Origin of the sequence: Capnocytophaga sp. oral taxon 878 (assembly GCF_002999135.1) — a bacterium.
In the GTDB taxonomy this organism is placed as follows: Bacteria; Bacteroidota; Bacteroidia; order Flavobacteriales; family Flavobacteriaceae; genus Capnocytophaga.
The window spans coordinates 769,064-782,544 of sequence record NZ_CP027229.1; the positions used below are offsets into that span (position 1 = coordinate 769,064).

General features: G+C 42.5%; 8 protein-coding genes and 2 pseudogenes. All 10 read right to left on the reverse strand.

Going from position 1 to position 13,481, the window contains the following annotated elements; genetic code table 11:
• Positions 1-6: 6 nt before the first annotated feature.
• A complete protein-coding gene (locus C4H12_RS03440) occupies positions 7-2,742 on the reverse strand; it encodes a substrate-binding domain-containing protein (RefSeq protein WP_106097686.1) in 2,736 nt (911 codons plus the stop codon).
• 1 nt (position 2,743) lies between these two features.
• Complete coding sequence (locus C4H12_RS03445) at positions 2,744-3,622, reverse strand: carbohydrate kinase (protein WP_095902078.1); 879 nt, start codon at positions 3,620-3,622, stop codon at positions 2,744-2,746.
• A 158-nt stretch (positions 3,623-3,780) separates the two neighbouring features.
• Complete coding sequence (locus C4H12_RS03450) at positions 3,781-4,941, reverse strand: MFS transporter (RefSeq protein ID WP_174688415.1); 1,161 nt, start codon at positions 4,939-4,941, stop codon at positions 3,781-3,783.
• 211 nt (positions 4,942-5,152) lie between these two features.
• A complete protein-coding gene (locus tag C4H12_RS03455; RefSeq protein WP_106097688.1) occupies positions 5,153-7,369 on the reverse strand; it encodes a GH32 C-terminal domain-containing protein in 2,217 nt (738 codons plus the stop codon).
• A gap of 22 nt (positions 7,370-7,391) precedes the next feature.
• Positions 7,392-7,619, reverse strand: a pseudogene (locus C4H12_RS03460) (IS1595 family transposase); the annotation flags it as partial.
• Between the two features lie 178 nt (positions 7,620-7,797).
• Positions 7,798-8,076: a SemiSWEET family transporter gene (locus C4H12_RS03465; RefSeq protein ID WP_096088745.1), complete on the reverse strand. Its 279-nt coding sequence runs from the start codon at positions 8,074-8,076 to the stop codon at positions 7,798-7,800.
• A gap of 91 nt (positions 8,077-8,167) precedes the next feature.
• Positions 8,168-8,395: pseudogene (locus tag C4H12_RS03470) on the reverse strand (IS1595 family transposase); the annotation flags it as partial.
• 572 nt (positions 8,396-8,967) lie between these two features.
• Positions 8,968-10,425: a glycoside hydrolase family 32 protein gene (locus tag C4H12_RS03475; RefSeq protein WP_174688428.1), complete on the reverse strand. Its 1,458-nt coding sequence runs from the start codon at positions 10,423-10,425 to the stop codon at positions 8,968-8,970.
• Between the two features lie 12 nt (positions 10,426-10,437).
• Positions 10,438-11,814, reverse strand: coding sequence for a DUF4960 domain-containing protein (locus C4H12_RS03480; RefSeq protein ID WP_106097690.1), 1,377 nt, complete (start codon positions 11,812-11,814; stop codon positions 10,438-10,440).
• The gene (locus tag C4H12_RS03485) at positions 11,801-13,474 is read right to left on the reverse strand and encodes a RagB/SusD family nutrient uptake outer membrane protein (protein WP_096088742.1); all 1,674 of its coding nucleotides are present in this window, start codon (positions 13,472-13,474) and stop codon (positions 11,801-11,803) included. Before C4H12_RS03485 ends, C4H12_RS03480 begins: the two co-directional genes overlap by 14 nt.
• Positions 13,475-13,481 lie beyond the last annotated feature (7 nt).

Genomic DNA, 13,481 nt, shown 5'->3' on the forward strand with positions numbered 1-13,481 from the left:
TTTAGATTACCTAATGCGTTCTAAGTACTCTGTTGGACTTTCGTTGTAAAAATCTTTAAAGCATTTGGCAAAATAAGATGGTGAGGAGAAGCCTACTTCATAAGCGACTTCCGAGATGCTCTTGGCTTTGCTGTTGAGCAATTGTTTGGCGTATTTTACTCGTATGGTGCGAATGAGTTCGTTAGGCGAATAGTCGGTGAGGGATTTGATTTTGCGATATAGGTTAGAGCGCGACAAACCTAAGGCGTCGGCTATTTCGTCTATATTCATTTCAGGATTGGCGATAGAGTTCTCTACGTAATGCGTAAAATCGGTGATAAATTGTTGTTCTACTTTGCCTAAAGTCTCTTGTTTGGTTTCGTTTAGGAGGAAATTACTAAAGCTCTCACGTATCTTCTTACGATTTTCTATGAGTTTGCGTACCCGTGTTTTCAGTAGTTTTACGTTGAAAGGCTTGGAAATATAGGCATCAGCACCACTCTCGAAGCCTACTTGTTTCTGTTCGTCTAAAGCATAGGCAGTAAGCAAAATCACAGGAATATGATTAGTAGCCACGTTAGTTTTTATCAACTGACATAAATCAAAGCCATCGGTCTTAGGCATCATCACATCGCTGATTACTACATCGGGGAGGTGTTTTTTGGCTACTTCAAAACCTTCTTCACCGTTTTCGGCTTCAATAAGGTTGTAGCTATCACTGAGGATATAGCGAATAAACTGGCGCATATCCTCGTTGTCTTCCACAATCAGTACGGTAGGTTTCTCTGGAGCTGAAGGTGAAGCTGTTGGTAATTTGAGTTTCTCGGCAGATGCTGGTAATGAAGGCAATAAGTCAAGATGGGTTTCGATATAATTACTGTCGTATACCGCTTTTGCCGATACTTGTTCTTGGCTGAAAGGCAGGCGAATGACGAAGGTTGTCCCCTCCCCTTCTGTACTCTCCACGCTGATAGTTCCGTTATGTGAGGCGACTAAGGCTTGCACCAATGCCAAACCAATACCTGAACCTTCGCTATCGGGATTTATTTTGTAGAAGTGTTCAAACACCTCATTTTGTTTGTCTTTTGGAATATATGAACCGTTGTTGAACACACGCAGCACAGCTACTTCTCCTTTGGAAAGAGGTAGAGGGAGGTCTTCTTTGGTTAAAGAAACATTGATACTCCCTTCTTGAGGTGTGAATTTCAGTGCATTGGAAAGCAGGTTGAAGTAGATTTTCTCTACTTTTTCCTTATCGAAAGCCATTTCAAAAGAAGTGTCTTCGGCAACAAACTGAAAATTGAGTTTCTTTTGCTTGATACGGTCGGTGAAAAAAGAATTGAGTTCGTTGAGGAAGCTCTTCAAATTACCTTTGGTGAAGTACATTTGCATTTTGTTATTCTCATAACTGCGGAACTCAATTACTTCGGAAATGAGATGCAAAAGTCGGTTGCTGTTCTTTTTGATGAGGAATAACAAATCTTGTTCTTCTTTAGGGAGTGAATTGTGCGCTAAGAGCGTTTGCACAGGTCCTAAGATAAGCGACAGCGGTGTTTTAAATTCGTGAGAGATATTGGTAAAGAAAAGCAATTTGGCTTGGGTAGCCTCTTCTAATTGTTTAGAGACGATTTCCAACTGTTCTTTTTGGCGTTTCAGTTCACTATTGGTCTTACTTTTAGCGCGATAAGCCCTAATAGCCATCAGTAAGAAAACAGTGATAAGCACAATAGCTGTAATAGAAAGGTAAAGCAACATTCGTTGGTTTGTATGTTGGATAAGGCTCTCACTCAGTTGGTTATTGATATTCTCTATTTTGGCTTGTTTTTCAGCAATTTGTTCGGTTTGTAACTGCAAAATGCGCACATTGCTCTTATCTACCACTGTGGTATTGAGGATATTCTCGCGCTCAAAAGGCTGTTTGTGGAGGATTTTCATCGCGAGTTCTATTACCTTTTCACCACCTGTAGGGTAGATAAACGATGCATCTTGCACATTATTTTCTATATTTTGTATGCCCACTTGTTGCAAGGCATCTACTCCTATGATAAAAGGAATTTTGCCATTGAACTGCATTGCTGCCTCGTGCGTACCTGCTGCCATTGGGTCGTTCATCGCAAACACAAGGTCGATATGAGGCTGCTCTTGGAAGAGTTGTTGCATTTGTGTTTTGGCATCAGCTTGAAGGAAGTTGCCCCAAGTTTCGGCTACTATTTGCACTTCGGGGGCGTTTTTGAGAGCATCGACAAAGCCTTTATGACGCTCGGCATCGGAGGTAGAGCCTTTGGTACCACGTACTTCGGCTATATTGCCTTTGCCTTTAAGGACACCTATAGCATAGAGTCCTGCTTCTTTGCCTATTTGGTAGTTGTTAGCTCCTACATAGGCTGTATAACTCTCGGTAGCTATTTTTCTATCTACCAAAATCACGGGAATACCTTGCTGGTAAGCCTTTTCAATAACTGGGGTACAGGCTTCCGACTCGTTAGGCGAAACGACGAGCACATCTACCTTTTGCTCTATGAACCACTCTATATCGGCGATTTGCTTGGGAGTATCGTCTTTCACACTGCGAATGAGCACCTCAGCATCAGCCTGATAAAGGGCTACTTCGCGTTTTAACTCCTCGTTCATTGTTTGTCGCCAAAGGTCTTCACTGCACTGTGACACCCCTATCACATAACGGGGGTTTCGCTCCCTTTGGCAAGCAAGGCAAGCAAAGAGAGCGAAATATAAAAAAAGTATATGATACCTTCTGAATGTCATTTTATCTAAACAACTCTAAATGAGCATCGGCGAGGCGAGGCATCGCACCGTGTTGCTGACATACGTAAGCTGATACTTCTACCGCCAATTGATGCGATTGGGCAATACTGCGACCATTGAGGTAAGAGGCTACAAAAGCAGCCGTGAACGAGTCGCCTGCTCCTACCGTATCAGCAATGGTAACCTTAGGTGTCCCTAAGAACGATTTTTCATTAGGCGTGAACACATAACTACCTCTCGTGCCTTGCGTTAAGATGAGGAATTTGAGGTTGTATTTCTCTAACAAGTGCTTGCACACTTCTTCATCACTACCTTGCAGATTGAACATTTCGGCAATTTTCACTATTTCCTCATCATTGATTTTTAAAGCAGTTGCCTTGTCTAAAGAATCGGCGATTACCTCTTTGCTGAAGTATTTCAAGCGGAGGTTGATATCGAATACTTTGAGACTCTCGGCTGGCATCAAATCTAAGAACTTGTGGATAGTGGCACGCGATACTTCACTGCGCTGCGCTAGCGACCCAAAGCATACGGTATTAGTATTCTTTGCTAAGTTCTCAATTCGCGAAGAGAATGGAATATTGTCCCACGCTACATTTTCGCTAATCTCATAGGTAGGCACCCCACGACCGTCTAACTGTACTTTTACGGTACCTGTAGGGAAATCCGTTTTTTCGATAATGTAGTTGAGTTCTTTTTCTTCTAAACTTTTTAGTATTTCTTTACCGAGGAGGTCGCCACCAATGGCACTCACAGCATAGCCGTTGAAACCAAATTGCGACACGTGGTAAGCGAAATTAGCGGGCGCACCGCCTAATACTTTTCTTTCAGGGAAGACATCCCAAAGGATTTCTCCCAATCCTACTACTGTATTTTTCATTGTATTATGAGAGTGTTGTTGTTAATTCTTTTTCTTTTTCAGCGTACAAAGTTATAAATTCTTTTTGAGAATTTCTATTGTTTTCTGAGTTTTCTGAGTTTTCTGAACTATCTGACGAGGCAGACTTGGCTGACAAGGCAGAGTTTCCAACTATATTGTTAGGCGTTAGCTTTGAGTCGGGTGCTCATTAGCAATAGATATACCACTCCTATGCTGAGGACAATAAGGGCTCCTATCTGTGAGCCGTTCATTGCATCGGAGGCTAAGCCCATTGCAAAAGGGAAGATAGTACCGCCAAAGAGTCCCATAATCATTAAGCCTGACACTTCGTTTTTCTTGGTAGGATTCTGCAAGAGGGCTTGCGAGAAGATGATTGAGAATACATTGGAGTTACCGAAACCTACCAAAGCAATAGCAGTGTAAAGCATTGTCTTATCACTGAAAAAGAACAGTATCGCCATTGAGGCTACCATACAAAGCACACTGAGGGTAAAGAAACTCTTAGGAGATACTTTGGTGAGAATATAAGCTCCTGACAAACATCCTATGGTACGGAATAAGAAATACCAACTAGTGGCAAAAGAGGCTTGGGTAGTGGTAAGCCCTAAACGTTCCATAAAGATAGTGGGCGCTGAGGCATTAACTCCTACGTCTATCCCCACGTGGCACATAATACCAATGAAACACAAGAGTACATAAGGGTTGGCAAGCAGTGCAAAACACTCGGTAAAGGTGGCGTTCTTGCTGTCGTTTTTTTCTTCTTCAATATGAGTAGCACCCAGCCACAAGAGGGTTACTACCGAGATAGCTACAAAGAGCAGGAAGAAAAGTCGCCAATCATTGAATTTATCGAAGCAGAAACTCATAAGTAAGGGGGCAGAAAACGAGGCTATTGCCTTGATAAACTGACCAAAAGTGAGTGAACTGGCGAGTTTGTCGCCTTTTACTATGGCTGACATTAGCGGGTTTAGCGATACTTGCATCAGTGTATTACCAATACCAAGTAAGGAGAAAGCTACCAGCATAGTGGTATAGTTGTAGCTGATAAAGGGCACTACCATCGCTAAGATGGTAATCACCAAGCTGAGGAGTACAGTTTTGCGACGACCTATCTTGCTCATTAGTACGCCTGTGGGCACTGAGAAAAGCAGAAACCAAAAGAATACCATCGCAGGAAGCGCTTTGGCAGTGGTTTCGGTCAAGCCGAAATCATCTTTTACAAAGTTGGAGGCGGCGCCTACAAGGTCTACGAAGCCCATACAGAAGAATGATAGGAGTACGGGCAATAAATATTTTAGATAGTTGTTATTTTGTTGCATACTATGAATGTATTAAGTGTTTAATATTATTAAAAAGGTGGGTGTCAAAAGAGTTTTATTGATGTAGGCGTTTACAAAACGCTCGTACATAACATACTTCAAAGATTATTGATAATCAGAGTAGTCAACTTTGCCAAAGTCTGAAAACTTTGGCAAAGTGTAGTGATGCAAAAGCGATTTTGAGACTTTTCGGACAGTCCCCTACAATTAATTATTTCAATTTATAGACAGTTACATCGTTAAGGGTGAGAGTACCTTTGCTAGTGTTGAAGCGGAGGGTATTGTACACTTCGGTAGGGAATACCGCATTGGTTTGTACTACTTCGCCGTTGTTCACAAAGAGCTCGGTTGAAGCTTTGTCTACCAATAAGCGTACAGTATAGCTTTTCTTAGCTACCATTGGTGCTTTGATAGGCGTTTCGGCAAAGTTAGCATTGAAGGCTACACTGCTCTTACTGCGGTCTACCGATAGGGTTTTATTAGCACCGTCAAATAGGTATTTGATAGTTTCACCTTTGGCATTCTCAAGGGCAAATGAGAAAGTATCGGTTTCGTTAGGGGTTACCGTGAAAGTGAGTTCATACGCTCCTTGATTATTGGGCAAGAAGTTTTCGAACGTTATAGCATCGGAGGTGTTGGTACGTGTTTTATCACCTAAAAGTACCGCTTCACGACGCAAACTCTCCAACTCTTTTACGGGCTCACTGGCTACTACCAAATGCTCACCATTATGCACTAAACGCAAAGCGCGGGCAACAGTCATCGCGCTACGGAAGTTTTCAGTAGGGATTTCATTGGCGTAATCCCAGTTGCTCATCCAGCCTATAAAGAGACGACGACCATCGGTAGCGGGGACATTGCTCCAAGTTACACCTGCATAATTATCGCGACCATAGTCTAACCAAAGGGGATAGTTCATAGTATCGGGGGTGAAGGTTTTGCCATCGAAATTACCGATGAAGTACTGAGTAGCACTTCCGCCGTTAGGTCCACCTGGGTTGATACTCACAAAGAGCACCCATTTGGTTTTTCCTTCATAAGTAAGCGGGAAGAGATCGGGGCATTCCCACACGCCACCGTGTCCACCTAAGCCTTCGCCAAACTCACTGAGGCGTGTCCATTCTTTGAGGTTTTTAGACCCATAGAAGGTAATCGTTTGGGTAGTGGCAAGGCTCATCACCCATTGTTTAGAGGGTGCGTGCCAGAATACTTTCGGGTCGCGGAAGTCGATGATATTAGCATCGGTGAGGACAGGGTTGCCTTCGTATTTGGTGAAGGTTTTTCCACCATCGAGGCTATAAGCGATAGATTGGGTTTGGCGGTCGCCTGCTGAAGTGAAAATAGCCACCATAGCACCTTTGCCAAAGCCGGCAGTATTATCGTGGTCAATCACAGCACTGCCTGAGAAAATCGCTCCTAACTTATCAGGAGCTAATACAAAAGGCTTGTATTCCCAATTCACCAAGTCTTTGGAAACGGTGTGCCCCCAGTGCATATTGCCCCAGCGCGCTCCGTAAGGGTTGTATTGGTAGAAGAGGTGGAATACTCCGTCGAGGTATACCATTCCGTTAGGGTCGTTCATCCAGCCATATTGAGGGGTGAAGTGGTATAGTGGACGGTATTTTTCGTTGTAGTTGAAGTTATATTCAGCCGACTGTTTGATTTCGGCTAAGCCTATATCGGTAGTTTTGGCTACTGCAAAAGTAAGGGTTACTTTTTTGCCTTTGTACGCCTCGATAGCGATAGGCACCCAGTAGTCTATTTTGTTTTGGGCAATGCGAATGGTCATTGGCTCGCCTATAGGAGTACCATCTACCGATAGTTGGACTTTATTTTCGGTTGCTTGGTCTTCAACAGGAATGAGCAAGTACTTGTCTTTGGCTTCAAAGGTACGGGTGTAATCAGTCATAAAAACGCTTTTTTGTTTGTTGCCTTGTTCGATTTGGTCGATGAGGATATGCCCCCATCCGCCGCGTTGGTTATCGATAATGCGGATAGTAGCTTTCTTTCCTTTATAGGGTTTTACGTCCCAAGTGAGCCATTGTAGGGTCTCCGATTCGTAGAGAGAACGCGATTGTAGTACGCTTTTGCCCTCAACTAAAAGTTCAATATAGGTATCGGCGTGAGTACCTCCCCCAACAAGGAAGTTGATGTAATCACGCTCGATGGTGAACTCTTTAGAGGTAAGCGCTCCGCGAGAGTCGTCGCCGTTGTTGAAGCTGTTGGCGAGGTGTTTCCCTTCAAAGCCTGTTACGGGCTGCTGACCGGTATAGCTACCGGTGGCGGGAGTCGCGCCAAAGGCGTCGCCTTCTACCGTCCAATTGGCATAAGTGCCTGACTCGAAGTCCTCGATGATGATATCATCGGTGTTTTGCTGGCAGGCAGTGAGCGTTAAGACTCCTAATCCTGCTATTAGTTTGTTATTCATATACTTTTATTGAGGTGTCTATTTAGATACATATTAATTGACTTTGGGAAACGGGAGAACGCTCTACAATTCTTTTCATTAATTTGTTAAAGATAGTATCTTCATTTTGTGAACGATTAATTCTAAAACTGTATTTCGCTAAATATCGGTCTATGTTAAATTCTGATAACCAAGAATATATACCTCGTATCCAAGACTTTACTTGATGTATTACCTTACGTAATGTAGGAAAATTCTTCCCATTATTACTAAGTCTGTTTTAAAGCGTTCAGTAAACTCTAAGAGGCTTTGTCCCTTAAATAATTCCATAATACATTAATTTTCAGAGTGTAAATATATGAAATTATTTTGATACCTCAATTTATTCCAAAGTAGGGATTAGTGATCGTTTTTGCTTGTAAGGACAAAGCAAAAACATACAAGTAGCTTTAAAGCGAAGTAATAAAAGTTAAGAATCCTAAAACTACCCCTACCAAATTGGGGATAATGAGAATATAATCTGGCTTAGGCTCTTTTGTCCAGCCATACACCACCCAGATAAGACAAGACCCCGCTGCAAACAAAGGTTGCCAAGGTTGTGCTTTGTGCCCCTCTAAGTTGGCTATAATTTGAGGAATATAAGCTACAAATACCGCCACTCCTATAAAGGCTCCTATGGAACCTATAAACAAATTAATTTTTTGCTTGATATTTCTTTTTTCGTTCATAATAACGTGGTTTTCTGCAAATATAGTAATAATTTTCGTATTTTGCAAAGAAATCTCAAAAATAATTAGAAAAATTTTTTGATATGTCTATTTAGATACATATTAATTGACTTTGGAAAACGGGAGAACGCTCTACAATTCTTTTCATTAATTTGTTAAAGATAGTATCTTTATTTTGTGAACGATTAATTCTAAAACTGTATTCCGCTAAATATCGGTCTATGTTAAATTCTGATACCCAAGAATATATACCTCGTATCCAAGACTTTGCTTGATGTATTATCTTATGTAATGTAGGAAAATTCTCCCCATTATTACTAAGTCTGTTTTAAAGCGTTCAGTAAACTCTAAGAGGCTTTGTTCCTTAAATAATTCCATAATACATTAATTTTCAGAGTGTAAATATATGAAATTATTTTTACACCTTAATACTTTTATTTTAGTTCCTCTCCTCGTTCATCATATACTCTCTTGCAAGTATTCAGAGACTACTCCCAAGGAGAGGGGGCAAGCTAAAAAGGTGATGGGGGCTTTGTTTATTCTATTTTATTGGTGTGACAAATGTAGTTATTTTATTTGGTTTTTAGAAATTTATTATACGGTGTCCGAAAAGCTTTTTCTTTTAGGGGCGTTTGCAAAACGCCCCTACACAACATACTCTAAAAGCAACTGACTATTAGAGCAATCAACTTTGCCAAAGGTCGTAGCACGACAAGCAATTAAAACTTTGGCAAAGATGCGAGTTACACGGGTAGTTTTTGCGTTTTTCGCAATGCGATTCCTGTTGCTTAGCACCACTTAGTAACTACTTAATAACCACTTAGAGTCCACTTAAGCTATACTTAAGAATTTCGCAATGAATTTTAGGAAACGTTGCGATTTCTTCAATTTTTAGAATTGGAAGTTGGCTGTTCCGTTAGCAAAAATGCCCCAAGGATTTTGGTTCATCTTATAGCAACGGATAGAAAGAGCTACTGCATCGTTTACATAGATTGCTGCAGCCGAGCCTTCTTGCACTATTTTCACCGTGTATTCCTTGTTAGCATTCACGGGGAGTTTTATGCTATTAATGGTAGCAGAGCCTCCGTCTCTAATCACGCGGTTGAGTTGCAACTCTCCTTTGTTGAGATTGAGCGTTACGCGGTAGGTTTCATAAAGGTTACCACAAGCGCCCAACATCACTCCGAACTCGGTAGCGGTATTGGCTTTGATTTTGGCAACTATTTTGTTAAACCCAGTGCCAAGACGGTCGAACACACGATTATTGTTGTCTAAAGCTATATTGCCAAGTGAAGCGGATATGGCTTGCTTGCTATCGAAAGCGGTAGGCATTTTCACGTTAAGGGTACCGTCGGCATTTTGAGTAAGCTCGTGCACAGCCAAAGAGCCTCCCCAGTGGTAGGCAGCATTATCTTCGTAGTTGATACGTGACGGATTCCACCCCCATATATAGCGGTGAGTGCCGTCGGTAGCGGTTTTTCCGGCATAGAACACACGGTCGTCTAAGTCTTGTTGTGCAGGGGTAATCCAATCGGTGCTTCCTACACGGCGGTATCTGTATTGCACACGGCGCACGCTTTCTTCGATGTTGGAGAATATCAAGTATTGGTAGTTTCCTTGTGTAAACACATCGGGGCATTCTACCATAAAGGCAGAAGGGTCAGTATAAAAGAAAGGAGTATTCGGGTCTTTCGTCCAATTCTTAAGGTCGGTAGAGGTGAATTGGGCTACGACAGCTTTCCACACACCTGCTCCTATATCGGCACGAGTGCTGAGGAGCATCTTGTAGGTATTTCCTTCTTTGAAGACAATAGGGTCGCGGAACTCATTACGGTCGTAGCCATCGGGGGCGCGGAAAGAGTGCTGGGTATCCTTTGTCCACGTTTTCAGGTCAGTAGAAGTAGCCCAATAGATGATTTCTTTTGGGTCTAAATCACCGTTATGCCCTGTATAGAAGGCGTAATAGGTATTCCCATCTTTGAATATTGCACCTGTACCGAGGGCATCTTCGTGTGAACCATCAGCACCACAAGCAATTGCTTCACCGTTATCAGTATAATTCACCAAATCGGTAGTGGTGGCACTGTACCAAGGGTGGAAGGTTGCAGGTGCTGGACGTTGGTCGTAGAGGTAGAAGATATGGAACTTACCGTTATCGTAGAACGGCATAGGGTCGCCTACCCACGCATTTTTGGGCTGGAAGAAATGTTTATAAGTACGACCGTAATCTTGTACGGCATAACAAGTAGCGGCATCGGGAGCCGCATTAGGGTCGTTACTACAATATTCTTTTTTTTCACAAGCTATTAGGGCGGTAGCGCAAAGCGCTAATATAAGTGTTCTTTTCATCATTTCTATTTATTAGTTTGCTAAATATTCTAAGGCGTTGGCAGTAAGTAATTCGATATTACTTTTATAGGTATTAGCAGGGGAATTATCTTCGTTATACCAGTCGTAGCCTTCAATGCCTATACAAATGGTGCGACCTGCATTACCTCGTTTGGTATATTCAAAAATTGCTGCGCGGTTCATAGCATCATTCCAGTGGAAACTTGCTAATAACTTAGCACCACTGGCAGTTTGCCAGCCTGCTACATTATTGGCATAATCACCCCACTCAAAGTTCCATAAGGCGTTATGTGCTTTGGCTTTTACCCCTCTAGAGAGTAAGAAGGCGACATCGTTAGTTCCTGTTTTCTTATTCAATCCTTTGAAAAGGGGGTGGCTTTCGTTGCCTTTATAGCAAATACCCCAGTCATCACCAATTGCAAATGGACTGTTGCCTTCTCCCCACATATTGTTTACCACTTTGCCGTCTAAGGCGATACCTAAATCAACTACGTACTGTACAGCCCAAGAAGACAATAAGAACGAACCTCCAGCAGCATAGAATTGTTTCATCTTGTTCACAACGGCATCTGCTTTGGCTTCAGCGGGCAACTCTTTGTTGTTATCCCAATGCCACCAAATCACCTTATAATCGTTGAGATTAACCTTGCCTTCTTTGATGTCACTAAACGAGATATATTTGGCGGTGTCATAGTTTTCGGCAAGCCAAGTGTAAGCAGCTTTCTCATCTTCATTGGCGATAGCAGAAGCACTCTTAGCTGTACCTACAAAGGCAATAGGCGCAAAGTTGGTAGGTATAATCTCTACGTTATACGCAAAACTCTCACCGCGGTAATTCATAGTGTAAGTAACGCTTTGAGTGAAGTTTTGGGCAACTCCCGAAGCAGGGCTTACGGTAGCATTAGGGGTAGTGCTAAAAGTAGGAGTTAGCGCAGTTACTGCTTCTCCTTTGGGGTATTTCACACTTATTTTACCTGTATTGTGGTCGATAGTAGCTTTGTATTTTCCGATTACAAAGTTCTCTATCTTAGGGTACTGAGCGGTAACAGTATAATCCCAATAGAGGTTACCATTAAAGATGCGGTACTTGGCACCTTTACTCAAATCTACTCCTGTAGCACCTTTAGGCACTGAGGTAGCTCCCTCGGGCAAGCTAAGGGAGGTGGACATATTGGTAAGCGTAGCCGACCAAGGAGCGTAAACGGTAATGGTTTGTTTCTCCTCGTCGATGATTCCATCGATACCATTGGCTTGGAAGGCATTGATTTTAGCCTCTTTATCGTTGATGAGTTCGCCTTCGTGTTTCTCGTCGCAGCTAAACAAGCCGAGCAAAGCTGCCATACCGAGGGCGAGTTTGTGTACTGTTGTTTTCATATTAGAATCCTGCATTTTGTTTGTAAATACCTTTTACGTACCCTATTTGGTTTTGTGGAATAGGGATGTACTCATTCTTGTTTTTAGTGAAATAAGCACTGCTGAATATTGCTGGGCGACGTGTTTTCTCTTTAGTAAAATAGTCGTTGAGCACTTGGTCGGCGATACCCCAACGCACGAGGTCGAAGAAACGAGAGCCTTCCATAGCAAATTCTAAACGGCGTTCCCAACGGAGTGCTTTGCGCGCGTTTTCTTGATTCCAAGTGATATTTACGCCATCTTGGTATAGGGCAATATTAGCATTGGTAGCATAAGGAATCATAGAAGTACTTTGTTTGGCACGTTGGCGCACTTGGTTGATAAGTGGCAAGGCTTCGTTGCTACGATTGAGCTCGATAAGGGCTTCAGCGCGCATTAGGAGTACATCGGCATAACGTATTACGATACGGTTCTTAGAGTTAGCGCGGAAAGGGTTGATATTGCGGAAGCAAGAGCAAGAAGGGTCTACATTTTCTTTGAGTGAAGCATAGAAGCCATACACATTGCTATTGCGATTCCAGTCGTTCTTGTAAATCAACTCGGTGTTGTACTTATAAGGCAAGCCAGGTAAGGCAACGGTGTGGAACAAACGAGGGTCGGCTTTATCGTTAGCCGCATTGTAATCGTTGTTGTTGAAGTTATCAAAATCGGGCAATCCATTCACTGTTTTGAAGGCATTTACCAAATTCTGACTTGGCTTGTGGAAGTCGCAGCAGCCTAATTTTTGTGGAGTAGAAAGCTGATCACCCCAGTTGAGGCTTCCGTATTGAGTACCATCGTCTACTGAATATTGTACCGCAAAAAGCGACTCTTTACCATTTTCATAGCCCCCAGGTAGGAAGTTGAAAGCAAAATCTTCTTCCAAACCATAAGTAGAGCCTAACACAGCGCTGGTATAAGTAAGCACTTCTTGTAAATCTTGGCTGTTGATACCGGTTACACTATTGTTTTCACTTTGGCGATAGGCTTTGTACAAGTAAGTTTTAGCGAGGTAAGCCGCTGCAGCTGCTTTGGTTGCTCTCCCTTTTTGTGCTTGAGTAGCAGGCAATAGGTCGTAGGCTTTTTTGAAATCGGCAGCTATTTTTTGCCATTGCTCGTCGTTAGGTAAGGTGTTAGGGGTAGTTTCGTAATCGGCATCGGGAGTATTCTCATCTACAAACGGAATATGCCCAAACACGTTTTTAAGAATAAAGTAAAAGTGTCCACGCAAGAAGTACATTTCGCCTATACGTGATTGACGGTTAGGCACTTCGGCATCCGATGCTTGTTGTAATGCTTTCAATGCGGTATTGGTACGCGAAACAGCTTGGTAACACATAAACCAGAACTTATCAGCTTCCGCATAAGTAGGGTCGATATTTTGAGCTATTTCGTAGAAGTGAAACACTTGAATGTCACTCACATCCTGACCACCTTTATAGGCATCGTCAGCACGTACGTTGCCATATATCCAAAGGCTAAACGGTGTATCGTAGTGGTCGTTACCTAAAGCAGCATAGGCAGCGGTTGCAAGTCCATCGGCTTTAGAGATTGCCTCTTTTTCGCTCATAATCCCTTGTGGATTATCGTCTAAAAAACTGCAGCTTGTTGTAAAAAGCGCTGCACATATCGCGGTGGTATATATTATCTTTTTCATTTGTCTG

Excerpts from the sequence above, each read along its gene's own strand:
- C4H12_RS03485 (WP_096088742.1), bottom strand. The coding sequence starts at position 13,474 with ATGAAAAAGATAATATATACCACCGCGATATGTGCAGCGCTTTTTACA.
- C4H12_RS03455 (WP_106097688.1), bottom strand. The coding sequence starts at position 7,369 with ATGAATAACAAACTAATAGCAGGATTAGGAGTCTTAACGCTCACTGCC.
- C4H12_RS03440 (WP_106097686.1), bottom strand. The coding sequence starts at position 2,742 with ATGACATTCAGAAGGTATCATATACTTTTTTTATATTTCGCTCTCTTT.
- C4H12_RS03480 (WP_106097690.1), bottom strand. The coding sequence starts at position 11,814 with ATGCAGGATTCTAATATGAAAACAACAGTACACAAACTCGCCCTCGGT.
- C4H12_RS03450 (WP_174688415.1), bottom strand. The coding sequence starts at position 4,941 with ATGCAACAAAATAACAACTATCTAAAATATTTATTGCCCGTACTCCTA.
- C4H12_RS03475 (WP_174688428.1), bottom strand. The coding sequence starts at position 10,425 with ATGAAAAGAACACTTATATTAGCGCTTTGCGCTACCGCCCTAATAGCT.
- C4H12_RS03465 (WP_096088745.1), bottom strand. The coding sequence starts at position 8,076 with ATGAACGAAAAAAGAAATATCAAGCAAAAAATTAATTTGTTTATAGGT.
- C4H12_RS03445 (WP_095902078.1), bottom strand. The coding sequence starts at position 3,622 with ATGAAAAATACAGTAGTAGGATTGGGAGAAATCCTTTGGGATGTCTTC.